Raw genomic sequence first — 21,156 nt, 5'->3', positions numbered from 1 at the left:
TCATTTTTTATTTTATGATATGTGCTATAATAATTTTTAAAATAAAATATATCATAAAATGATCGGAGGTTTTACCATGAATATAAATGTAGTATGCCCGCATTGTCTGAAAGTAAACAGAATACCCAAAAAGGACCATTACACCAAAGCCAACTGCGGAGCCTGTAAAAAATCGCTTCTGGACAGCAAGCCGGTTTCAGTCGATGCGAACAAGCTGGGGATATTTCTGGCCAATTCGGATATTCCTGTCGTGGTGGATTTCTGGGCACCCTGGTGCGGACCGTGCAGACAGATGGCACCGGCATTTGAAGAGGTGGCACTTTCGATGCCTCTGCAGGCACAGTTCCTTAAAGTCAACACGGAAGAACAACAGGCACTGGGTGCACAGTATGGAATACGCAGTATTCCGACCCTGATGGTATTTAAGAACGGTAAACAGGTAGACCAGGTCAGCGGTGCCCTGAGTGCCGGCAGGCTCGAAAGCTGGGTGAAACAGTTTGTCTAAGATCCTGCTGCTTGAAGACGATGCCAATCTCAATGAGACCGTAACAGAGTTCCTCGAAGAGGAAGGATACGAAGTTGTTTCCGTCTATGACGGACATGAAGCACAGGAGAAACTCTATGAAAGCAGATATGACCTTTTGCTGCTTGACATCAATGTCCCCGGTATGGATGGTCTGGCACTACTGAAAGAGAGCAGAGAAGAGGGGGTTGTCGCTCCGGCGATCTTTATCACGTCTATGAATTCTGTGGATGACCTTGAAAGAGGATTTGAGAGCGGCTGTGATGACTATGTCCGCAAGCCGTTTGCATTGAAAGAACTCAAAATACGTGTTGAAACACTGCTCAAGCGCAGTTTTTACCATGAGTCAAAAGAGATGATAAAGATAGATGACACTGTTTTTTACGACACGAAGAATGCAGAACTGGTCATTGACGGACAAAGTGTTTCTCTGGGCAACAAGGAATCGCGCCTGCTCAAACTTTTTGTCAAGAAGGAAGGAGAGGTTCTTTCTCATGAACGCATCTATACACATTTGTGGGATTATGATGAAGAGCCAAGCGATACGGCACTTCGTACCTATATAAAGAATCTTCGAAAGATCATCGGTAAGGAAAGAATTGTTAGTATCAAAAAACAGGGATACAAGTTCACTGCTAAGAAGTGAAAAAAAATCTCTTTTAAGATTTTTGGCACTCTATACGGCACTGGTGATCCTGCTTATTACACTGCTGTCACTCTTTTACTATCAGAGTCAGGAAAAGCTGATGTTCTCCAATCAGCGTGCCGAGCTTTCCAAGTATGCCTATATTCAGACCAAACGTCTTAAAGTGCTGCATTACTTTTTTCCCGAACGTACCACTTATCCGCGTGATCCCCGCTTCAAATCAGCTATTTACGATATTGAGCATAAAAAAATATTTTCTCTGCTTGAAGACGGAAATGTCCACTTCAATGAAGAGATCTATCTGAGTAACCACTATGTCCATTTTGTCAAACTGCTCGATACCTATTATCTTGGTACAAAATATCTTATTATCGAAGTGAAAGAAGATACTGCATGGCGGAGCGAAGCCCTGAAACGTATTGTCGGGTACGGTATGCTGGCTTTTATATTCTTTATGATGTTCGGTCTTGTTTTGGCAAGGCTTTTTCTCAAACCGATGCGTGATTCCATTATGCTGCTTGACCGGTTCATTAAAGATACGACGCATGAGCTCAACACACCGCTCTCGACCATTTTGACCAATATTGAAATGATGGATACCGAAGTCATGGCGGAGAAGAACAAAAAAAAGCTGAACCGCATCAATATTGCGGCTAAAACGGTTTCGCATCTCTACCGTGACTTGACGTACCTGACCCTTGAACAGGAGAAAAACTACAATGATGAAGAAATAGAACTGCAGGGGCTGATACGGAACCGTATCGAATATTTTGCCGCCATGGCCCAGACCAAGCATCTGCATTTTGATCTCGACCTTGACAATGTGATCATCCATGCAGACAAACAGAAAGTCACCCGGGTGATCGACAACCTTATCTCCAATGCGATCAAATACAATAAAAGAGGAGGCAAGATCGGTATCAGGCTGCGTATCGGGAAACTGGAAATATGGGATACGGGTGTAGGCATTAATGAAGAAAAGATACCGTTCATTTTTGACCGTTATATGCGTTTCAATCAGAGTGAAGGCGGTTTTGGGGTCGGCTTGAGCATTGTCAAAAAGATACTTGATGAGTATCATATAACGATAGAGGTGCATTCCAAAGTACAAGAAGGAACAAGAATGGTACTCACATGGTGAGAAGCGTAAGAAAACGTGAACTGCTTCACGTTTTTAGATTCGGAACCGAAACGGTCGGAACGAAGTGCAGCCGTGAAGGCAAAAGCGTAAGAAAACGTGAACTGCTTCACGTTTTTAGATTCGGAACCGAAACGGTCGGAACGAAGTGCAGCCGTGAAGGCAAATTATTAATCAAATCAGATTGGAGAAACCCAATGACACTTAAAATATTATTTTTTATTATGCTGTCTGTGAACATGCTGTCTGCACAGAATATCTATGAACGTAACTGTATTCCCTGTCATAAGGATCTGCCGACTTCTTTGCAGCAGATGTTCAAAGAATATCTGCTGGTTTACAGCGGAGAACAGAATGTCAAAGCAGGTATAAAACACTATTTGAAATATCCCAACAGGAGTATTTCGGTGATGTCGGCACTTTTCATCGATAACTTTGGGATCAAGAAAAAAAGTACACTGACACCCAAGGAGCTGGATGAAGCAGTCGATATCTATTGGGATAAATTTAAGGTTTTTAACAAGTTGAAGTAGATACAATATTTCTATATTATATAATTTTATATAAAACAAGGAGTACCAATGAGAAAACTGATAGGGATGGCAGCGGTTGCGCTGCTTGTATCAATGAGTGTGCCGACAGTATCGATGGCACGCGCCACTGCCAAGAAAGGCCAGAAGATCTTTAAAAAGAAATTTCGTAAGAAATGCGGTTTTTCCGGTGTGAGGTTTGCACGGACACATACCAGTGCAGAATGGGAAGATATTTATGACAGCGGAAAGTTTCAGGCCGAAGCAAAAAAGATCTGTCCAAGACTCAATGTCAAAAAGATCAAAAAATCCTGGTGGCCGTATGTCTATGAATTTTCACATAAATATGCAAGTGACGGTATCGTTCCGAAGTGTTAAATATGTAACTTCCTGAAGCAGTTCTATGAAAGCTGCTTCACATTTTTTCTTTTTCTTCACAATCTTTTCACAATTTCATGTTATTATCTTGCTGTCTTAAAATTTTACAAAAGGATGAACAATGACAAAAATGACAAAACTCGCAGTTGCTGCACTTCTTGGACTGGCTGTGGTTTCTACTACTGCTTCTGCCAATGTAAATAAAGGTAAAAAGATTTACATGAAGAAAATGAAAGCTGCATGCGGTTTCAACGGTGCAAAATTTGCTGCAAAACACACTCAGGGAGAGTGGGAAAAGATCAAAGGTGCCGGTAAATTCGCGGAAGAAGCTGCAAAAATCTGCCCGGGCCTTAAGTTGAAAAAGAAATATATCAATGATGTATATGATTTCGCACATGAGTATGGATCTGATTCAGGTAACGTACCAAGCTGTTAACTTATTATTCATATAAGTTTAAGTCAAAGAGTTATATTATATACACTTCATAAGTTGCTGGTAAGAAATTATCAGCGGCTTACAAACCAATATTAAAGGATTTACAATGAAAAAAATCGCAATCACAATGTTCTTCGCCGGTGCAACACTACTTATGGCAGACGGTGCTGCTGACTTCGCTAAATGTGCAGGATGTCACGGTGCAAACGGTGAAAAAGCCGCTCTCGGAAAATCTGCAATCATTGCAGGCCTTCCTGCAGCTAAACTTGAAGAAGATATCAAAGGATATAAAGCAGGTACACTGAACCAGCATGGTATGGGTGCACTTATGAAAGGTCAGGTGGCATCACTTGATGACGCAAAGATCAAAGAACTTGCAGAGTATATTTCTAAACTGAAGAAGTAATTCTGTTTTCAAAAGCCTTCGGGCTTTTGAAGCCCGCCTCCATCTCCTTTTTCCAGATATTCCAAGATTCCAATATTTAATTATTTTCCTGTACTGCATTTACCGGCTTGACACTTCATCGTACTGTTGGTTTCTTTTTTAAGTGCCTTTTTTGCTGTTGACGGTGCCGCATGGACATTTCCGTTAACGGTCAGCCTGCCTGTTTTCGGGTCACGTACACAGTTGTACAGTGCTTTGGTTGTTTTGGCCTTGAGGACACAGTCGCGCCGTTTGTCATCTTTTTTCATCTGATCAAGAATATTCACTTTTTTCTTGACAAGTACAGCAGAGCCGTCGACCATACTTGAACCGCATTTCCCCGCGCCGCATTTCATACCGCCTTCGGTGAGGGATTTTTCTTTTTCTTTGTCTGAACAGCCGGATAGTATCAGAGTGATAGTGAGCAGTGAGAGTGATAAGATTTTTGTATGGTTCATTGTATTTCCTTCTATTTTTCGCGTAGGGTGCTGTGTCCTCACAGCACCATTTCTATAATTTCGGTATTATCGGTGCCGTCGGGGGACAGCACCCTGCGCGGGTATTATTTTTTCTTTAATTTATGTTTTTCATACATTTCGTAAAAGATCGGTATGAGTAGTAAGCTTAGCACAGCAGAGCTTACAACTCCGCCTATCATCGGTGCGGCGATCCGCTGCATGACTTCAGAGCCCACACCATGTGTATACATAATGGGAAGCAAACCTGCGAGAATGGCGAACACTGTCATGAGTTTGGGTCTGACCCTCTGTACAGCACCTTCATAAATGGCATTGTTAAGATCTTTCTCGTCATAGGCTTCACCTCTTCTTGCTTTGACTTCATCGACACTCTCCTGGAGATAGACGATCATGACAATGGCCGTTTCTGCAGCCACACCGAGCAGCGCAAGGAAACCGACAATAATGGCGATACTCATATTGAAGTGCAGTATATCTACATAAAAGAAGCCTCCAAGCAAGGCAAAAGGAAGTGTAAAAAAGACGATCAGTGTCGGTACCATGGAGCCCAATGCAAAATAAATAAGCACAAAGATTACCAGCAGTACAGTCGGAACGATCCAGGTAATCTTCTTCATGGCAGATTCAAGATATTCGGACTGGCCGGCCCATTCGATGTAGTAGCCTGCCGGCAGTTTGATATTTTTCAAGGCTTTGATCGCTTCTTCTTTATAGGTAACGACACTCATACCGAGTTTCGGTGTGATGTAAATGAAGGTTACCGGTGTTGCCATTTCACTTTTAATGACAGAAGCACTCTGTCTGTATGTTACTTTGGCAAAAGTCGAAAGCGGAACGAAACCGAGGGGTGTTTTCACCTGGATGTTTCGTATCTCATCAAGGTTCCTACGCTCATCTTCCTCAAAACGAAGTGCGATAGGGTAACGCTCCAGGCCTTTGTACATGGTCGTTATTTTTTTCCCTCCGATCGCAGCGGATGTATAGTCAAGAATGACAGATTTGCTGATGTTATAGCGCTTGAGTGCTTCTGTATCAATATCGATATCAATAAAGAAACCGGCACTTGCCTGATCGGAAATAACGGATTGTGTACTTTTAAGGTTACGCAGTGTATTTTCGATTTGGTGTGCAACTTTCTGCAATCCTTTGGCATCTTTACCGTATAGTTTGATCCCCAGAGGGGTTCTGATACCTGAAAGCAGCATATCGATACGCCCTCTGATCGGGTAGGTCCAGGAATTGACCAGTCCAGGTACCTGAAGCGCTTTGTCCATCTCAGCCATCAGTTTTTCCGTTGTCATACCTTTGGGCCACTGGTCTTTGGGTTTGAACGTAATGATGGTTTCTATCATGCCGAGCGGTGCAGGGTCGGTTGCAGAATTTGCACGTCCCCCTTTTCCGAAGACTGTTGCAACTTCAGGAAAACTTTTGATGATCTTGTCGGTCTTCTGTGTCAGTGCCTTGCTTTGGTCTATGGAAATACCGTAGGGTGTCACAGGCATATACATGACCGTCTGCTCATCGAGCATAGGCATAAATTCCCAGTTGAGTTTCTGGTAAAGCGGTACGGCCAGCATAAGCAGTCCGGCAGCAATAGCGATGACCAGATATTTTAATTTGAGGCCGTATATCAGAATGGGATGATAGAGCCAGATAAAAAAGCGGTTCAGCGGGTTCTTTGATTCGGGAATGATCTTTCCTTTGACAAAATAGATCATCAGTACCGGTACCAGTGTGACAGCGAGCAGTGCACCTGCAGTCATTGCGAAGGTTTTGGTGAATGCCAGCGGCGTAAAGAGCAATCCTTCCTGACCTGAAAGTGCAAAGATGGGCAAAAATGAGACGACGACAAGCGCCAATGCAAAGAAAATGGGACGGCCGACTACCTGTGATGCCGACACGATAGTAGAGATACGTTCTTTGTCGGTCAGAGAACGTTCCCGTCTATGTTCCTCTTTGTGTATGGCTTTGTGGGCATTTTCTATCATGACAATGGAAGCATCGACCATGGCACCGATGGCAATGGCGATTCCCCCGAGAGACATGATGTTGGACCCGATCCCGAACAGCTTCATCAGCAGGAATGTCAGACCGATAGTGAGAGGTAGAACGATCAGCACAATAAGCGAGGATCGCAGGTGCATCAGGAAAAGCCCGATAATGATGACCACGATAATACTTTCTTCAATGAGGGTACCCTTGAGGGTATCGACTGCTTTGCCTATGAGTTCGGAACGGTCATAGGTAGTAACGACATCGACACCGTCTACCTTGAGTTCTTTCATTTTGGCTTTAATACGCTGAAGCGCACTGTAGACATCTTCGCCGTAGCGCAGCATCACGATGCCGCCTACCACTTCGCCTTCGCCGTTAAGATCTGCCATACCGCGCCGTGCAGCAGGTACTTTTTCGACACGCCCTATGTCTCCCAGTGTCAAGGGTACGCCGCCTTTGGTGGTAATGACAAGGTTTCGTATTTCATTGAGGTCTTTAATATAGCCTTTTGCCTGTACCATCCATTCATAACCGTTCTGTATCACGATACGTCCGCCGGTATCATTGTTGTTCTCTTTAAGGGTACGTGCCACGTCTTTGATAGAGAGGTTGTACTGGACCAGTGCATCATTGTTGACCGTGATCTGATAGGTGGGAATGAAACCGCCGACAGTCGCTACTTCAGAGACACCATCAACACCCATCAATGCGTACTTATAGTAGTAGTCCTGCAAAGTACGCAGTTCTTCGAGGGTCTTTGTTTTGGATGTCAAAGCATATTCATATGCCCAGCCGACACCTGAAGCATCAGGTCCCAGTGTGATTTCCATATCGTCAGGAAGCTGACTCTGGATGGAAGCGAGCTGCTCAAGCACACGTGATCTTGCCCAATAGAGGTCTGTACCCTCTTTGAAAATAATATAGATCAGCGCATTTTCATACGTGGAGAATCCCCGTACCGTATCGATGTTGGAAATGGCTAGAAACTGCGAGACCAGCGGGTAGGTTCCCTGATCTTCGATGATCTCGGGGCTTTGCCCTTTCCATGTAATTTGGACGATCACCTGCGGTGGTGAAAGATCGGGCAGGGCATCCAGCGGTGTATGTTTCATAGACCAGATAGAGCCCATGATAATGAAAAGGGTTGCCATAAGAACCAGAAAACGGTTTTTGACACTAAAGGCTATCAGTTTTTCTATCATTTTGTACAGCCTTTAGTTGAAATGTGGCCAGTCACATGAGCCTGCTGCTGAAGCAAGCCCAGTGCTAACGCAGTGTTTTGGACTTCGTTCAAAATACGTCCTGTCAATGATAAGGCTATCAGTTTTTCTATCATAATTGTTTCCTCGGTCCTGTTAATAAATACTGTTTATCTGGGCATCTGAATCCATCATAAAGAGGGCATTGTTGACAATGTTCTCTCCTTCGGATAAGCCTTTTTTTACGGTGAAATACTGATTGTCAAGCGGTACGAGTTCTATCTGGACCGGTTCATATTCTCCTTTAAAGGCTGTGGCAATGAAAGCATACCATTTGCCGTCTTTTCTCATGGCCGCAGTGCGGGGAATGACCAGCTGTGTTTTTGCCTGTCCGGAAGCATATACTTTGGCGTACATACCCGGTTTGAGTGCTTCCTTGGTATTGTTTATGAGAAGACGCAGGGTTGCAGTCGCCTCTTTCGTGTCCAGTTTGGGGTACAGCAATGCTTTTTTTGCCTTGAATTCGGCAGGTACGCCTTCTGCTCTGACGGTAAAATTTTGTAAGATATCGAGTGTTTTCAATTCATTCTGAAACAGCTTTGCTTCAAGCCATACCTTTTCAAGATTGACGATTTCAAACAGTGTTTCCTGTTTTTTGAAACTTGATCCCTGGTTGAGATTCTTTTTAAAGATCCAACCCGATATCGGTGCATAGATGGTTGTATATTCATCTGCTTTTCCTGTAGCAGTGATCCGCTCGATCTCTTTTGGGCTGACATTGAGCAGCCTCAGTTTCTCTTTGGCACCTCTGAGCATGCCCGGTACAGAACGCTGGGCATTGAATCGGATGGAGTTCAGGTAGTCCTGCTTGGCTTTGTAGACTTCCGGGGAGTAAACCTTTGCAAGGGCTTCCCCTTTTTTTACTTTTTTGTACCGTGTATCGGCATACAGTGTTTCCACGTATCCTTCATACCATGATACGACATCCACTCTGCGTGAATCTTCTACAACGATGTAGCCGTAGTTTATCTGTTCTTTTGCGGCTTTCATACGTTTGACCTTGACTGTTCGCACACTGAAAAGCTGCTCGATGACAAGTCTGTTGCGTTTTTCCTGTTCTTTTTTGGAATTTGGCTTTATGTCATTCTGCTTTTCTTTTTTCAGCATGGCAGCGTGTTCTTCCGGTGTCATGGCCGCTGAAGTGCTTTTAGCTTTTTCTTTTGGGGCTGCTTTGACTTTTTTAGGTATATTTTTCGTGCCGGTTTCTTTCCCCGAGGTACATTTTCCGGATTCGCATTTCATTTCTGCCTGTGCCGCGAGTGTGAAAAATGCAAGTAAAAGTATGAGCTTTCTGGTCATTTTGTTTCTCCAATGAGTGATTTTAATTTGGCTTTTATCCTGAGATATTCGGCTTTTGCTACAGTTCTTTCTTCTACAAGATCAAGTTTTTGTTCCAAAAGACTGGTATAGGTAAAGAGGTCTTCACCGCTTTCGATAGAGGCTTCATTGAGCTCGAACATATGCTGCAGTTTTGGCAGACTGTCATTCTGGATGATACCGTAGATGCTGTATGCTTCCTTCATTTTGGCATAGTTGATGCGTATTTCACTTTCCAGTGCATCACGATAGTCAAGCGAAGCACTCTGTGCTGCGAGTGCATCTTTACGCGCTGCTTCGGTCTCCAGTTTTTCTGAACCGTAGACAGGAAGAGAAAAGCCCACGGAGATGCTGGCATAGTCCGGATGCTCCTGACGATTGAAATATCCCACCTGTACAAAAGGATCCGGGTTGACTTCGAGAGCCTGCATCTCTCTGTTGGCATTGGCCACTCTGGTTTGCGAGACTGTTCTGTGGTATGCCGGGTTATTTCCCAAATGTGACAAATAGTAGCCCAGCGATCTTGGTTTATTGATCCTAAACCTGTCTGAAACTACGGTGTTTTTTTTCTGCACAAGGTAGGCAAGTTTTGCCTCCTGGCTTTTCAGTACAGCCTTGTATCGTTCTTTTCTGATATGCAGCCGTGATAGCATCAGTTCTGCTGCCATACTGTTGGAGTGGCTCATTTTGTCCGTTGCAGTGTAGGCATCGTAGAGGGAGATATTTTGTTTGGTAAGTTTTTCGTACTGCCTAACGATGCGAATACGCTCTTTGATCTCGAGGATGGTATACGAAGTGCTTCTGATTTCTTCGGCCAGCTTCACTTTGGCAATGTCATACGAATCCAGAATAACATTTTTCTGAGCCCTGGTGAAATGTTCTCTCGCATCGATCTTTCCAAACCAGGGGAAGCGCTGCCTGACATTGATGGCCTGATACTGCATCGGTTCGAGTGTACGGTCCGTAGGGTCATCAAACTGGATATCGTTGATGTTCAGTACCAGTTCCGGATTGGACCAGTTTCTGCTTTTTGTGATGCGGTCATCCATAGCGGAAAGACGATGCTGTATGGTTAGCAGAGAAGGGTGTTTCTTCAGTGAGTAGTCAATCAGTTGGTTAATACTTTGGGCTTGTAGCAAGCCTGCACTAACAAGGGTAAGGAGAAATACGCGCATTTTCTTGTCCTCTATTGTATAATTTATACAATATTACAGTATTTACGTGTAAGAAGTGTGCATAGCGGGAAGGTTCCGGAAAATATGGATAGAATGCAGTTACCGTTTGGGTGTCTGGCAGCCTTGCAGGTGATCAGGAGGAAAGATCACTGCATTATGGTAGTGTGAAGGCTGTACTCCTGTAGCAGAAGTAGAGCCTTTGAAAAACGATGGGTAAAAAGAATTATTTCTCTGTGCCGCTTCCTACTTTGGCACCTTTCTCCGCACCTTTGACCAGGCCTTTGGCTGTACCTTCGACAGCACCGGCAGCGGCACCGACCACACCGCCTACGACATCGCCGACCACCGGTGCGACTTCATGGCCTTTTTTGATGCCTTCTTCAATGCCTTTACCTGTACCCTTGACTGCACCTACCGCTGCACCGGCACCGGCACCGACTGTTCCACCGACCACGCCGCCGGTTGCTTCTGCCGTGCCTTTTGCAACTTTGCTTGCATCCTGCTTGACTTCTTTTGCTGTATCATTGGCCAAAAGTGTACCGGACAATGCAACGATTGCACTTATAGAGAGTAATGAACCTGTTATTATTTTTTTCATACGGTTATCCTTAATAAATAATTGATTTAACAAGGGTATTATAATCAGGAAAGATTAACAAAATAATAATAAGTTATGCCCTGAAAATACCGGCATACCGATATTGAACACAATGAGCGGTTTTCGTCAGCGTGTTTCAAGCCGGTTTGTCAGTACACCCTGTATGAATGCACCCAGGATGATGTAGAGACTCAGTACAAGGGTAAAGGCGAGGCCGAAATAACTTATCATAAGAGGAAGCCATGGCAGTTTGATGGACCTTGCATAGATAAATGCAACCACAAGTCCGTCAAGGGCGCCTTTAGCTCTCAGGTCCTGAAGCATGGGATACCAGATATATCCCGGTCCATGACTCAGTATGCCGCCGAGCAATGCGATGAACCATCCTTTGAGACCGCTCTCTTTGCCTAAATGTTTGGCGATATTTTTTTCATCTAAAAAGGTATTGAGCAGCGCCATAAGGAAAAAAACGATCAGCAGTATCGGTGCGATCATTTTTAAAATATGGAAACTTGCCTTCAGTGCCAAAAGTATTTTATCGGCATTGAAAAAATACAATACAGCATACAGGATTGCCACAACAGCCAGCATCATGTAGCCGCTTCTGTTTTTCATCTGTTTTTTTTTGCTCATGAGAAATATCCGTTAAGAAGTTCGAGCGTATAGGCTGTCGCCCAGGAAATGATCACGGCAAATACCAGGCTGAGCAGATTTCTTATGAGGGTAAATCTTGCCCCGAAGATTGAAAATTCCAAAGGAAGCTGAATGACCCCCAGTGTTACGAAAGAGAGTATGAAGGCAGTGACAGCGTAGGATGATATGCCGTCTTTGAGCAGTTCGCCCCCTATAATATAGCTTAAAAACGGTTGTCCGACCGAAATGCTGCCTGCGGCTGTTCCTATCAGCGTATCATGAATGACTTTCCCGTTAAAAAGAGTGTGAATCATTTCAGGTGTAATATACGTTTCAAAGAGGCCCACCAAACCGATGACAGCCAAAAGCATAGGTGCTATCATCCGTAAACTTTTTAAAGTAGCCAGCGTTGCATTCTTCAGTCTTTGTGTCGTCTTTTTCATGATAGTTCAATTGTAGAACATAAAATATTAATATCAGCTATATATTTTCAAATAGTCTATTCATTAGAACCAGAATCTGATCCCGGCGAGCAGAGAAGTTTCGTTTACCGGATTGTAGTCGCGGGTGCTGCCGAAAGTCTTTTCCCATGTTATCCCGATGTAGGGGGCAAATTCTCTGATGATCTCATAGCGAAGGCGCAAACCTGCCTCTATGGCAGAGAGTCCTGAACCTGTACGCATCTGCGGGTCGTCTTTGGTATAAAAGTCCGCTTCCAGAGATGGGGTCAGGATGAGCTGCTGGGTAAACAGCATTTCATACTCGGCATCCAGTCTCAGTCCCATATTGCCTTCATTGTTGAGGAGGAGAGCTGCACGTGTTTCAAAGAAGTAGGGGGCCAGACCGGCAATGGCGATCTCGCCCCAGGTTCTTGAAGTATCACTGTTCCTATCATAAGCGATACCTGCCTGAATATCCCAAAAGGGTGCGATGGCCCGGGAGTAGACAAGATCGTTCTGACTCCAGTCCAGACCGTCGGCAGTGGCAGATCCCTGAGAATAGACATAAAGTTTGTCCAGATCGTATCCGGCATAAAAACTGCCTTCCCATTCACGGCTGTTTTCGTCATTGTTGAGGATCTCGAATTTATCCATAAGCAGCATGGTACGCAGCGGATCGTCTGCGCCTGCTGCATAAAGTGTGTGCCCAAAAAGCAAAGCTGCCGTAAAACCCAATAGTAATTTTTTCATCTTCACTCCTTTAAACCACAACGACTTTTCTGAACATCCCTGCCATATGGTAAAGCAGGTGACAGTGATAGGCCCATGCCCCTTTGGCATCGACCGTAACACGATAGCTTATTTTTGATCCTGGCTGTACAAGAACAGTGTGTTTTCTTACCAGATGATTGTCATCGCCTGTCTCCAGGTCGCTCCACATTCCGTGCAGGTGCATGGGGTGGTTCATCATCGTGTCGTTGATGAATGTAATGCGCAATCGTTCTCCGTAGTGGAAAACAAGCGGTTTTGCATCGGCATATTTAATGCCGTTGATCGACCACATATACCGTTCCATATTGCCTGTAAGATGTAAAATGATCTCTCTGTCCGGTCTCTTCTCTCTGCGTGTTGAATAACGGTTTTTCATATCTGCATAGGTCAGAACCTTTCGGCCGTTGTGCCGCAATCCTACACCGGGATCTTCAAGTCTGTAGTGGGGGGCCATCGCTTTCATGGTACTTTGGGGACCGCTGGCCGAAGGAAGTTGGGTAATAGGATATTTCTCTTGCTCCATAGCTGACCATCTATACTTTTTCATAGGCATTTTCATCCCTTTTTGTTTACCTGATTTGGTCATATCCATGCCCATATCTACCATGGTAAGCGGCTGCGGCTTATCGGTTTTCGGCGGATGGACACGCAGGTCTGCGGAGGGTGTCAATGAACCAAGTGCATAGCCTGAACGCTCAATACTTTGGGCAAAAAGTGCATAAGCTTTGCTGCTTGTCGGCTGAACAATGACATCGTAGGTTTCTGCCACACCAATGCGGAATTCATCAACCCTGACGGGTTTGATATGATTGCCGTCGGCAGCAACTACAGTCATCTTGAGTCCAGGTATCCGTACGTCAAAAATACTCATTGCCGCACCGTTGATGAAACGCAGACGGATCTTTTCTCCTTTTTTGAACAGTGCAGTGAACTGTGTGGCCGGATTGTTCCCGTTCATCAGGTAGGTATAGGTATATCCCGTGACATCGGAGAGGTCTCTGTCGCTCATACGCATTTGATTCCACATTTTGCGTGCCTTAAATGCTTTGGCCAAGCCCTTTTGTTTTACTTCGGAGAAGAAGTCTCCTGCGGTTCTCTGGTTGAAATTGTAGTAGTCACTCATCTGCTTGAGTTTTCGGTAGATGGAAGTCGGCTTTTCATCACTCCAGTCCGAAAGCAGTACGACATAATCCCTGTCGTAACGAAAAGGTTCTTTTTTCTTCGGTTTTACGACGATGGCACCGTACATTCCTGTCTGTTCCTGGTAGCCCGAATGGCTGTGGTACCAGTAGGTACCGTGCTGATGTACTGTGAATCTGTAGGTAAAAGTCTCTCCCGGTGCAATGCCCTTATAGCTGATACCCGGAACACCATCCATCCCAAAGGGCAGAATAATACCGTGCCAGTGGATGGAAGAAGATTTTTTCAAATGGTTCGTTACATGCAGTGTAATCGTGTCGCCTTCCTGCCAGACAAGTGTCGGTCCCGGTATCTGTCCGTTGATGGCGGTAGCAACTGCTTTCTTTCCCGTGATATTGACCGTAGTATAATCGATATCGAGAAAGAATTCTTTACCGCTGAGCGTACGGCTTCTGTTTTGTGCCTTCCGGGGTGTTCCCGCCTCTAAATTTACGGCAGTGACCCCGAGAAGGGAGGCGGCAGCTGTCCCCTTTATAAATGTTCTTCGTTGCACCCCGATCCTCCTTTTATGTATTTTCTTTTAAATGTTTTGATTTCTCATCATACTCTTCTTTGCTGATACCTCCGCTGGCATAGCGTTTGTCCAAAATGTCCTGTGCGGAAGACCTCTGTGTTTTTCTGTTCTGGAAAAGATAATAGACGATCGCTATGAGAAGCAGCGGCAGCAGCCATCCCCATCCCATACCCATGCCCCATCCGTGTCCGAATCCATACATTATATATCCTTTGTAAAAAATATTTGTTTAGTCATCCCAGCTGTGCATGACTTGCTTTAGGTTGAGGAAAAGAATTGTCATAAAAGATTTGAATTCCGGATTTACATCAACGGTATTGACGATCTCCTCAAGTCCGATCGTTGCCAGTTTGGTCGCACCGCTTTCTTTATAGACGGAAATACGGCAGGGAAGATAGGCTGATATCTCTGCGATCTGTGTCAAAGCCTGTTGTGCACCCGACGGATTGCAAAGTTCAAAGACAGTGATCTCTTTCTCTATCGGGTATCCTTTGTCATGCAGTATTTTTTTGAATTCATAGGTTTGCAGCAGACCAAAACCAACTGCTTTTGCTTTTGCTTCGATTTCCGATTTGACTGTTTCAATATCTTTGGAAGTTTCTACTTTATAGATCATCTATCATCCTTTATTCTATGTGATAACCGAAGTGTATCCGGATAGTGTGCATATACTGTGCATATCTGCCGCAACTGCCGTTGAGTGTTTTTATGGATTTTTACAAACTTATGATATAATCACTTTATCCAAAATTAAAATGACAAGAGGAGAAGTATTATGACAAAAGAAAAAGTGATAGCGGTTTATGACAACCATGATGAAGCAGCGGAAGCAATGAAAGCCATGCTGGCAGCAGGTGTATTGAAAGAAGATATTTCTGTTGTGGGAAAAGGAGAAAGAGGCGAGCCCAAAGATGATTTTGAACTTGACAAAGAAAATACAGATATCCTAACCTGGGGAAAACAGGGTGCCTTGTGGGGAGGTATCTGGGGATTCCTCGCCGGTGCATTTTTCCTATGGGTTCCGGGTTTTGGTCCTCTTGTAGCGGCAGGGCCTGTTATTGCATCACTTGCAGGAGCACTTGGCGGTGCGGCGACCGTGGGGGGTATTGCTGCAATTATTGCCGGATTTATCGATATCGGTATTGATGAAAGCGAGGCAAAACGCTATGCCGATCTTATCAAGAATGGTAAAACTGTGATCATTGTACGTAATGCCATATCAGCGGAAAAAGCGAAAGATGTATTGGAAAACCTTGGAAAAGGCGAAGTCAAATTCTATCAAAAAGCGTAATTTCCCACAGTAGGCTTCCCCGCATATCGTGCGGGAAAAAGGGAAAGACAGAAAAAATACGTCTTATTTCCCTCCGCATTTTCCGGGAGCACATTTCATAGTGTGTTCTTTGGCAGGTGCATTTTTCATCATACCTCCGCCGCATTTTCCTGCAGCGCATTTCATTTTTTTCATCATAGGTGTTGCTTTGGCATTGTTGTATATCCATTCCGCGACGGTTTTTTTCTCTTCTGTACTCATTGATTTTCCGATCGCAGGCATCAAGCCAAATCCTTTTACAGCATTTTTCATACAAACGGTTTTTGAAGCATCAGGTGTTGTGATGTAGTCATTTACAAATTTGGCAAATGCTTCTTTGGTTTCATATTTCATTTTGATCATTGATGCAACTTTGGCCATAGGCGGTGCTTTAAGATCGTTCATAGCCTGTCTGAACTCAGGTGTTCCCGGTTTATACATAGCTCCAGGTGCCTGAAGCAGGTGACAGGCACTGCATTTTGCCTTGAAAATTTCTTCTCCGCTGTTGTTGGCGGAGAGTGCCAGTGTGGAGAGGAGCAAACCTGCTGTAACAAGTAGTGTTCTTTTCATTGTGTATCCTTATCATTTGGTTTTGTTTTCCTATAGTATAGCATCAATGTGAATTTAATGTGAATGAATGTTTCATCACACCACGGTAAACTGGCCCATCATACCGTTGTCTTCGTGTTCAAGGAAATGACAGTGGTACATGTACGGTATGGCGGCATCGGTGTAATCTGTCATTTTTACCCGGAAAGTGACATTCTCTCCGGCCGGAATATAGACAGTATCTTTGTATCCCTGTTCATTGGCAGCAATATTGGTGCGCCCGTTTCTCTTTACCAGTCTGAAATGTGTTGCGTGAATATGAAAATTATGGTCGATGTTCATGGTATTGGTTACCGTCCATTCTTCTGTTTGACCCAGGGAAACGGTTTCATTAATGACATTGATGTCCATGGATCTGCCGTTAATAGTAAAATTTCCCATTCTTCCTCCCAAAGAAAACGACCGTGTGTTTACGGCCGTTCCCAGTGTATCCAAAGCAGTCAGCTGGGCAGGCAGAACCGTGGAAGAAGCAGGATTCTTAGATACATTGATCTTTACAAAAGTTTTTCCGTAATTGAATTCATGAAGTGTCAGTGCTCTGTTCAGTTCTCCTGTAAAATCAACTACGATCTCTGCTCTTTCGGCAGGGGAGAGGACCAGCCTGTTCATACGTACAGGTGATTCAAGAAAAGCATTGTCCGTTGCGATCTGTCTAAAGGTCCTGCCGTCAGAAAAACCCAGTTCATAGACAGTAGAATTGGAACCGTTTAGAATGCGAAAACGTATTTCTTTGGCTTCTGCTTCAAAAGTCGGTTCGATGGCACCGTTGGCAATGAAGGTATCGCCTGTGTACCCGCGCATGATTTCCTGTCTGGACGGAGTGTAGACGATTTGGCCGTCGGCATTGAACTTTCTGTCCTGAAGTACGAGTGGAATATCATCTTCTCCATAGCGTTTGGGAAGATCAAGCCTGTCACTTTCACTGTCCTCTATGATGATCAGACCGGCAATGCCTTTGTACACCTGCTCGGCTGTTTTGTGGAGGGTATGCGGATGATACCAGTTTGTACATGCTTTCTGTTTTACTGTATATTCTGCCGACCAGCTGTATCCGGGCAGGAATTCCTGATGTGCCGTACCGTCCATTTTTGCGGGAAGATGCATACCGTGCCCGTGCATGCTGATTTTCTCATTGAGCATATTGGTATAGTTGATGGAAACTTTGTCGCCGTTTCTGAGCAAAAGAGTAGGACCGAGATAGCTGCTGTCCACGGCATAGGTTTGGGTGTCGGTACCTTCAAAAAATGTATGGGTACTCTCTATAATATTAAGGTCATAGTGCTGTGTACCGTTTCTGTCCGTCGGTTTTAAGAGTGTCGGAACAGGCAGTGTACCGGCAGCAGGGGTACCTCCTCCGCCAGGGTTTTCGCCACCGGGTGTTGTATCATTCATTGTACCTGTACTGCCTCCGCATCCGCTCAGGACATAAAGGGCTGTTACACTGCTGAGTGTTAAAAATGTTCTTCTTTCCATTGATGGTATTCCTTCATTTGAATTTATCAGGCAACTGTAGCTCTGATGGTATACTTCATTAAAACTGTATTCAAAAGAAATAGTATCGGTAGAGTGTGCATGGAGTGTGTATATGGATTGATAAACCAGAAGTTGTTCCCCGTCCCAAAAAGAGACTGGAAATGAATGCAGAACAGGAACAGGTGATTAGAAATCACCTTTGGCTGAACGGGCGGAAATGTCTTCCATGGCAGTTTGTACGGTTTGTGCCATTTTAAGCATTTCAGGCGGCAGCGTTCTTCCTCCGTGTATCATCAGTGTCAAATCCATGGTGTAGAGGAAACGGTCACCGTTGCCCATTTCGATAAGCATGATTCGGCAGGGCATGAAACCGCCATAGTAGTGGGAGAAATTGAGAAATTTCTTGGCAATGAACAAGCTGCAGAGTGAAAAGATACGTGCATGTTTGACTTCATTGGGCTTGGCATCTTTCTTGGTGAACATTTTGACATCTCCTGTAAGACGCATATTGTGGTTTTCCGTCAGCGCTTTGACCGACTCTGCCACTTCATCGTTGGTAACCTCTTTGTCTACTTTGTATTCGAGCACCATGGCTTCGGCAGCATTCCCTGTTTCAAGAACAGTGTTGAACATTTTCATATAGGCAGGCATGGCACCGGAGTCAAGTGTACTGACTTTGGAGATCATGCCTCCGAACATAACGAACATTGCTATGGCAGCAACAAGCGCGAGCGTACCGATAAACGCAAGTATGGTTTTGATCATTTGTTATCCTTCGTGTAAATTATTTTTGCATTATAACCAAATTATTGTGTAATTTATGTGAAAAGACTATTAACTTATATAAAAAAGCATTATGCACATAAGGTGCACGAAAAAGTTCTATAATGCCAAATAATGACTAAAGGATTAGAAATGAAAACATTATTGAAAGATCCCGTCTGCGGCATGGAAATATTGGAAGATACCGGGTTAGACACTCTGTTTGACGGCAACACATACTACTTCTGCTCACAGAAGTGTCAAGATACTTTCATGGAAGAACCGCAAAAATACAGTATGAAAAAGGATAAAACAGATGCATCCTGTATCTCCTGCAGGCCGCTGGATATCCCTGATCTGCATGAACATCACCCTGCCGGTGCAGATGCAGCAGAAACAGAGACAGGTTCAGACAGTAAAATCTATACCTGTCCGATGCATCCTGAAATTCGCCAAAAAGGTCCGGGGAGCTGTCCTATATGCGGTATGGCACTTGAGCCGGTCGTCACGAGCCTCAAAGAAGAGGAGAATGAAGAACTGGCTGATATGACGCGCAGATTCAAAATCAGCACCCTTCTGGCCATACCGGTCTTTCTGCTGGCAATGGTGGCGGATCTGGCACCGCAATGGCTGCCTTCCGGACTTTCTATGCGTGCAGTGCAGTGGATAGAATTCGCACTGGCGACACCGGTAGTACTCTGGGGAGGCTGGCCTTTCTTTGTGAGAGGTGTCAACTCTGTGAAAACCTGGAACCTCAATATGTTCACACTGATCGCCCTGGGGGTAGGAGCAGCATGGCTTTACAGTATGGTTGCACTGCTTTTTCCTCATATCTTTCCTCCGAAGATGCGTTTTGAAGGCGGACTGGTCCATGTTTATTTTGAAGCTTCGGCGGTCATTGTGGCACTGGTGCTTTTGGGACAGGTCTTGGAACTTCGCGCTCGTTCCCAGACCAATACCGCCATTCAGAAACTGCTTGGGCTGGCACCCAATACCGCACGTATCGTCAGGGAAGACGGCAGAGAAGAAGATATCGCGCTTGAAGCCGTGGCAGTTGGAGACATTTTGCGTATACGGCCCGGGGACAAGATCCCCGTGGACGGTGTAGTGACTGACGGGGAGAGCAATGTAGATGAATCGATGATCACTGGAGAACCTGTAGCCGTACCCAAAAAAGCAGGGGACAGTGTGATCGGTGCCACGGTCAATGCAACAGGTTCCATACTGATCGAAGCACAGAAGGTCGGAGCAGATACACTGCTGTCGCAGATCGTGACCATGGTGGCACAGGCACAGCGTTCACGTGCACCTATCCAAAAACTTGCAGATGTCGTTTCGAGCTATTTCGTACCTATTGTTGTGGCCATATCGGTATTTGCCTTTACAGGATGGTATTTCTGGGGGCCCGAACCCCGTCTGGCCTATGCGGTCGTCTCTGCTGTAGCAGTGCTTATTATCGCCTGTCCGTGTGCACTTGGTCTGGCCACACCTGTTTCCATCATGGTCGGTACAGGCAAGGGTGCCTCCATGGGAGTGCTCATTAAAAATGCCGAAGCACTGGAAATACTGGAAAAGGTCGATACACTTGTGGTGGATAAAACAGGTACCCTGACCGAGGGAAAACCGACACTCGTCACTCTGGAAGCCCAGGAAGGCATCGATGAAAACAGCATGCTTAAAGCCGCTGCCACCTTGGAGAAAGCAAGTGAGCATCCTCTTGCCGAAGCCATTGTGGAAGGTGCGGGAAACAGAGAGCTTGAGCTGGGTAAAAGCACAGAGTTTGATTCTGTGACGGGAGAAGGGGTAACAGGTGTGGTTGACGGCAGTAAAGTGGCGATCGGCAATGTCAAACTCTTTGAGAGACTGGGAATCGATGCCGAAGATCTTCCGGAACGCGCCGACCGTTACAGGCAAGAGGGACAGACAGTGATGCTTATCGCGGTAGACGGCAAGGCGGCAGGTCTTCTGGGAGTGATGGATCCCATAAAGGAAACAACGCATGACGCCATCAGGCAGCTGCATGAACAGGGCATAGAAGTGGTCATGCTGACGGGAGACAACGAAACGACAGCCAAAGCGGTTGCTTCCAAACTGAATATTGACAGAGTTCAGGCAGAAGTTTCTCCTGAAGAAAAATCAAAAGTCGTCCAGGTACTTCAGAAGGAAGGCAGACATGTAGCCATGGCAGGGGACGGCGTTAACGATGCTCCCGCACTGGCACAGGCACATGTGGGTATAGCCATGGGTACAGGTACCGATGTCGCGATGGAAAGTGCGGGTGTGACTCTGGTCAAAGGAGATCTTACCGGTATTATCAGAGCGATCAGGCTGAGCCGTTCTACGATGGGAAATATTCGCCAGAACCTCTTTTTTGCCTTTATCTACAATGCTTTGGGTGTACCTGTGGCGGCCGGAGTGCTTTACCCGTCCTTTGGCATTTTGCTCTCTCCTGTCATTGCTGCGGCAGCGATGAGCTTTTCTTCCGTTTCTGTCATTTCCAATTCTTTGAGACTGAAGAATGTGAAATTATAGGCGTGATTATAGTAA

General features: G+C 45.1%; 24 protein-coding genes. 9 read left to right on the top strand and 15 right to left on the bottom strand.

Annotated features, from left to right (window positions below; all coding sequences use genetic code 11):
* Positions 1 to 76: 76 nt before the first annotated feature.
* The 7 genes from trxC to F8L24_RS08250 all read left to right on the top strand — a co-directional run bounded on the left by trxC (position 77) and on the right by F8L24_RS08250 (position 4,057).
* The gene (gene trxC / locus F8L24_RS08280) at positions 77 to 505 is read left to right on the top strand and encodes a thioredoxin TrxC (protein ID WP_294954415.1); all 429 of its coding nucleotides are present in this window, start codon (positions 77 to 79) and stop codon (positions 503 to 505) included.
* Positions 498 to 1,169, top strand: coding sequence for a response regulator transcription factor (locus tag F8L24_RS08275; protein ID WP_294954412.1), 672 nt, complete (start codon positions 498 to 500; stop codon positions 1,167 to 1,169). The genes trxC and F8L24_RS08275 overlap by 8 nt, the downstream gene beginning before the upstream one ends.
* Positions 1,123 to 2,310 carry a HAMP domain-containing sensor histidine kinase gene (locus F8L24_RS08270; protein WP_294954409.1) on the top strand — a complete coding sequence of 396 codons (1,188 nt, stop codon included), beginning with the start codon at positions 1,123 to 1,125 and terminating at the stop codon, positions 2,308 to 2,310. Before F8L24_RS08275 ends, F8L24_RS08270 begins: the two co-directional genes overlap by 47 nt.
* Positions 2,304 to 2,840, top strand: coding sequence for a hypothetical protein (locus F8L24_RS08265; protein ID WP_294954406.1), 537 nt, complete (start codon positions 2,304 to 2,306; stop codon positions 2,838 to 2,840). The genes F8L24_RS08270 and F8L24_RS08265 overlap by 7 nt, the downstream gene beginning before the upstream one ends.
* A 48-nt stretch (positions 2,841 to 2,888) precedes the next feature.
* A complete protein-coding gene (locus F8L24_RS08260; protein WP_294954402.1) occupies positions 2,889 to 3,215 on the top strand; it encodes a hypothetical protein in 327 nt (108 codons plus the stop codon).
* A 121-nt stretch (positions 3,216 to 3,336) separates the two neighbouring features.
* The gene (locus F8L24_RS08255; RefSeq protein WP_294954399.1) at positions 3,337 to 3,651 is read left to right on the top strand and encodes a cytochrome C; all 315 of its coding nucleotides are present in this window, start codon (positions 3,337 to 3,339) and stop codon (positions 3,649 to 3,651) included.
* A gap of 106 nt (positions 3,652 to 3,757) precedes the next feature.
* Positions 3,758 to 4,057: a c-type cytochrome gene (locus tag F8L24_RS08250; RefSeq protein WP_294954396.1), complete on the top strand. Its 300-nt coding sequence runs from the start codon at positions 3,758 to 3,760 to the stop codon at positions 4,055 to 4,057.
* An 80-nt stretch (positions 4,058 to 4,137) separates the two neighbouring features.
* On the opposite strand, the gene F8L24_RS08245 is transcribed toward F8L24_RS08250, so the two are convergent.
* The 12 genes from F8L24_RS08245 to F8L24_RS08190 form a co-directional block, all read right to left on the bottom strand.
* Positions 4,138 to 4,533 (bottom strand): hypothetical protein, encoded by a 396-nt coding sequence (locus tag F8L24_RS08245; RefSeq protein ID WP_294954394.1) that lies wholly within the window; start codon positions 4,531 to 4,533, stop codon positions 4,138 to 4,140.
* Between the two features lie 104 nt (positions 4,534 to 4,637).
* Positions 4,638 to 7,751: a CusA/CzcA family heavy metal efflux RND transporter gene (locus F8L24_RS08240; protein ID WP_294954391.1), complete on the bottom strand. Its 3,114-nt coding sequence runs from the start codon at positions 7,749 to 7,751 to the stop codon at positions 4,638 to 4,640.
* Positions 7,748 to 7,885 carry a hypothetical protein gene (locus F8L24_RS08235; RefSeq protein WP_294954388.1) on the bottom strand — a complete coding sequence of 46 codons (138 nt, stop codon included), beginning with the start codon at positions 7,883 to 7,885 and terminating at the stop codon, positions 7,748 to 7,750. Before F8L24_RS08235 ends, F8L24_RS08240 begins: the two co-directional genes overlap by 4 nt.
* Before the next feature lie 19 nt (positions 7,886 to 7,904).
* Positions 7,905 to 9,107, bottom strand: coding sequence for an efflux RND transporter periplasmic adaptor subunit (locus tag F8L24_RS08230; protein ID WP_294954385.1), 1,203 nt, complete (start codon positions 9,105 to 9,107; stop codon positions 7,905 to 7,907).
* The gene (locus F8L24_RS08225; RefSeq protein ID WP_294954382.1) at positions 9,104 to 10,300 is read right to left on the bottom strand and encodes a TolC family protein; all 1,197 of its coding nucleotides are present in this window, start codon (positions 10,298 to 10,300) and stop codon (positions 9,104 to 9,106) included. The genes F8L24_RS08230 and F8L24_RS08225 overlap by 4 nt, the downstream gene beginning before the upstream one ends.
* A gap of 223 nt (positions 10,301 to 10,523) precedes the next feature.
* Complete coding sequence (locus tag F8L24_RS08220; RefSeq protein ID WP_294954380.1) at positions 10,524 to 10,898, bottom strand: hypothetical protein; 375 nt, start codon at positions 10,896 to 10,898, stop codon at positions 10,524 to 10,526.
* 126 nt (positions 10,899 to 11,024) lie between these two features.
* A complete protein-coding gene (locus tag F8L24_RS08215; protein WP_294954377.1) occupies positions 11,025 to 11,531 on the bottom strand; it encodes a permease in 507 nt (168 codons plus the stop codon).
* Entirely contained in the window at positions 11,528 to 11,974 is a 447-nt protein-coding gene (locus tag F8L24_RS08210) for a permease (RefSeq protein ID WP_294954374.1), read from the bottom strand. Before F8L24_RS08210 ends, F8L24_RS08215 begins: the two co-directional genes overlap by 4 nt.
* A 63-nt stretch (positions 11,975 to 12,037) precedes the next feature.
* Positions 12,038 to 12,721: a copper resistance protein B gene (locus F8L24_RS08205; protein ID WP_294954371.1), complete on the bottom strand. Its 684-nt coding sequence runs from the start codon at positions 12,719 to 12,721 to the stop codon at positions 12,038 to 12,040.
* A 10-nt stretch (positions 12,722 to 12,731) separates the two neighbouring features.
* The gene (locus F8L24_RS08200; RefSeq protein ID WP_294954368.1) at positions 12,732 to 14,435 is read right to left on the bottom strand and encodes a copper resistance system multicopper oxidase; all 1,704 of its coding nucleotides are present in this window, start codon (positions 14,433 to 14,435) and stop codon (positions 12,732 to 12,734) included.
* A 13-nt stretch (positions 14,436 to 14,448) separates the two neighbouring features.
* Complete coding sequence (locus tag F8L24_RS08195; RefSeq protein ID WP_294954365.1) at positions 14,449 to 14,658, bottom strand: hypothetical protein; 210 nt, start codon at positions 14,656 to 14,658, stop codon at positions 14,449 to 14,451.
* A 27-nt stretch (positions 14,659 to 14,685) separates the two neighbouring features.
* Positions 14,686 to 15,072 (bottom strand): DUF302 domain-containing protein, encoded by a 387-nt coding sequence (locus tag F8L24_RS08190; RefSeq protein ID WP_294954362.1) that lies wholly within the window; start codon positions 15,070 to 15,072, stop codon positions 14,686 to 14,688.
* Between the two features lie 159 nt (positions 15,073 to 15,231).
* Between F8L24_RS08190 and F8L24_RS08185 the strand changes: the two genes are divergently transcribed.
* Positions 15,232 to 15,747 (top strand): general stress protein, encoded by a 516-nt coding sequence (locus tag F8L24_RS08185; RefSeq protein WP_294954359.1) that lies wholly within the window; start codon positions 15,232 to 15,234, stop codon positions 15,745 to 15,747.
* 63 nt (positions 15,748 to 15,810) lie between these two features.
* On the opposite strand, the gene F8L24_RS08180 is transcribed toward F8L24_RS08185, so the two are convergent.
* From F8L24_RS08180 to F8L24_RS08170, 3 genes are all read right to left on the bottom strand, one after another.
* The gene (locus F8L24_RS08180; protein ID WP_294954356.1) at positions 15,811 to 16,335 is read right to left on the bottom strand and encodes a c-type cytochrome; all 525 of its coding nucleotides are present in this window, start codon (positions 16,333 to 16,335) and stop codon (positions 15,811 to 15,813) included.
* Between the two features lie 75 nt (positions 16,336 to 16,410).
* Complete coding sequence (locus F8L24_RS08175) at positions 16,411 to 17,847, bottom strand: multicopper oxidase domain-containing protein (RefSeq protein WP_294954354.1); 1,437 nt, start codon at positions 17,845 to 17,847, stop codon at positions 16,411 to 16,413.
* Positions 17,848 to 18,033: 186 nt separating this feature from the next.
* On the bottom strand, positions 18,034 to 18,612 hold the full coding sequence (locus F8L24_RS08170; RefSeq protein ID WP_294954351.1) for a DUF302 domain-containing protein: 579 nt from the start codon (positions 18,610 to 18,612) through the stop codon (positions 18,034 to 18,036).
* 150 nt (positions 18,613 to 18,762) lie between these two features.
* Here F8L24_RS08170 and F8L24_RS08165 point away from each other — a divergent pair, with 150 nt between their 5' ends.
* Positions 18,763 to 21,141 carry a heavy metal translocating P-type ATPase gene (locus tag F8L24_RS08165; RefSeq protein ID WP_294954348.1) on the top strand — a complete coding sequence of 793 codons (2,379 nt, stop codon included), beginning with the start codon at positions 18,763 to 18,765 and terminating at the stop codon, positions 21,139 to 21,141.
* Positions 21,142 to 21,156: the final 15 nt, after the last annotated feature.

The sequence above is a fragment of the Sulfurovum sp. genome, from assembly GCF_015493435.1.
Classification (GTDB): Bacteria; Campylobacterota; Campylobacteria; order Campylobacterales; family Sulfurovaceae; genus Sulfurovum.
The sequence above is the reverse complement of the archived record's forward strand: the minus strand, read 5'-3'. Positions and strand labels throughout refer to the sequence as shown.

What these genes read in the sequence shown, in the direction of transcription:
- trxC (WP_294954415.1), top strand. Translation starts at nt 77, where the DNA reads ATGAATATAAATGTAGTATGCCCGCATTGTCTGAAAGTAAACAGAATA.
- F8L24_RS08265 (WP_294954406.1), top strand. Translation starts at nt 2,304, where the DNA reads ATGGTGAGAAGCGTAAGAAAACGTGAACTGCTTCACGTTTTTAGATTC.
- F8L24_RS08260 (WP_294954402.1), top strand. Translation starts at nt 2,889, where the DNA reads ATGAGAAAACTGATAGGGATGGCAGCGGTTGCGCTGCTTGTATCAATG.
- F8L24_RS08255 (WP_294954399.1), top strand. Translation starts at nt 3,337, where the DNA reads ATGACAAAAATGACAAAACTCGCAGTTGCTGCACTTCTTGGACTGGCT.
- F8L24_RS08250 (WP_294954396.1), top strand. Translation starts at nt 3,758, where the DNA reads ATGAAAAAAATCGCAATCACAATGTTCTTCGCCGGTGCAACACTACTT.
- F8L24_RS08245 (WP_294954394.1), bottom strand. Translation starts at nt 4,533, where the DNA reads ATGAACCATACAAAAATCTTATCACTCTCACTGCTCACTATCACTCTG.
- F8L24_RS08240 (WP_294954391.1), bottom strand. Translation starts at nt 7,751, where the DNA reads ATGATAGAAAAACTGATAGCCTTTAGTGTCAAAAACCGTTTTCTGGTT.
- F8L24_RS08235 (WP_294954388.1), bottom strand. Translation starts at nt 7,885, where the DNA reads ATGATAGAAAAACTGATAGCCTTATCATTGACAGGACGTATTTTGAAC.
- F8L24_RS08230 (WP_294954385.1), bottom strand. Translation starts at nt 9,107, where the DNA reads ATGACCAGAAAGCTCATACTTTTACTTGCATTTTTCACACTCGCGGCA.
- F8L24_RS08225 (WP_294954382.1), bottom strand. Translation starts at nt 10,300, where the DNA reads ATGCGCGTATTTCTCCTTACCCTTGTTAGTGCAGGCTTGCTACAAGCC.
- F8L24_RS08220 (WP_294954380.1), bottom strand. Translation starts at nt 10,898, where the DNA reads ATGAAAAAAATAATAACAGGTTCATTACTCTCTATAAGTGCAATCGTT.
- F8L24_RS08215 (WP_294954377.1), bottom strand. Translation starts at nt 11,531, where the DNA reads ATGAGCAAAAAAAAACAGATGAAAAACAGAAGCGGCTACATGATGCTG.
- F8L24_RS08210 (WP_294954374.1), bottom strand. Translation starts at nt 11,974, where the DNA reads ATGAAAAAGACGACACAAAGACTGAAGAATGCAACGCTGGCTACTTTA.
- F8L24_RS08205 (WP_294954371.1), bottom strand. Translation starts at nt 12,721, where the DNA reads ATGAAAAAATTACTATTGGGTTTTACGGCAGCTTTGCTTTTTGGGCAC.
- F8L24_RS08195 (WP_294954365.1), bottom strand. Translation starts at nt 14,658, where the DNA reads ATGTATGGATTCGGACACGGATGGGGCATGGGTATGGGATGGGGATGG.
- F8L24_RS08190 (WP_294954362.1), bottom strand. Translation starts at nt 15,072, where the DNA reads ATGATCTATAAAGTAGAAACTTCCAAAGATATTGAAACAGTCAAATCG.
- F8L24_RS08185 (WP_294954359.1), top strand. Translation starts at nt 15,232, where the DNA reads ATGACAAAAGAAAAAGTGATAGCGGTTTATGACAACCATGATGAAGCA.
- F8L24_RS08180 (WP_294954356.1), bottom strand. Translation starts at nt 16,335, where the DNA reads ATGAAAAGAACACTACTTGTTACAGCAGGTTTGCTCCTCTCCACACTG.
- F8L24_RS08175 (WP_294954354.1), bottom strand. Translation starts at nt 17,847, where the DNA reads ATGGAAAGAAGAACATTTTTAACACTCAGCAGTGTAACAGCCCTTTAT.
- F8L24_RS08170 (WP_294954351.1), bottom strand. Translation starts at nt 18,612, where the DNA reads ATGATCAAAACCATACTTGCGTTTATCGGTACGCTCGCGCTTGTTGCT.
- F8L24_RS08165 (WP_294954348.1), top strand. Translation starts at nt 18,763, where the DNA reads ATGAAAACATTATTGAAAGATCCCGTCTGCGGCATGGAAATATTGGAA.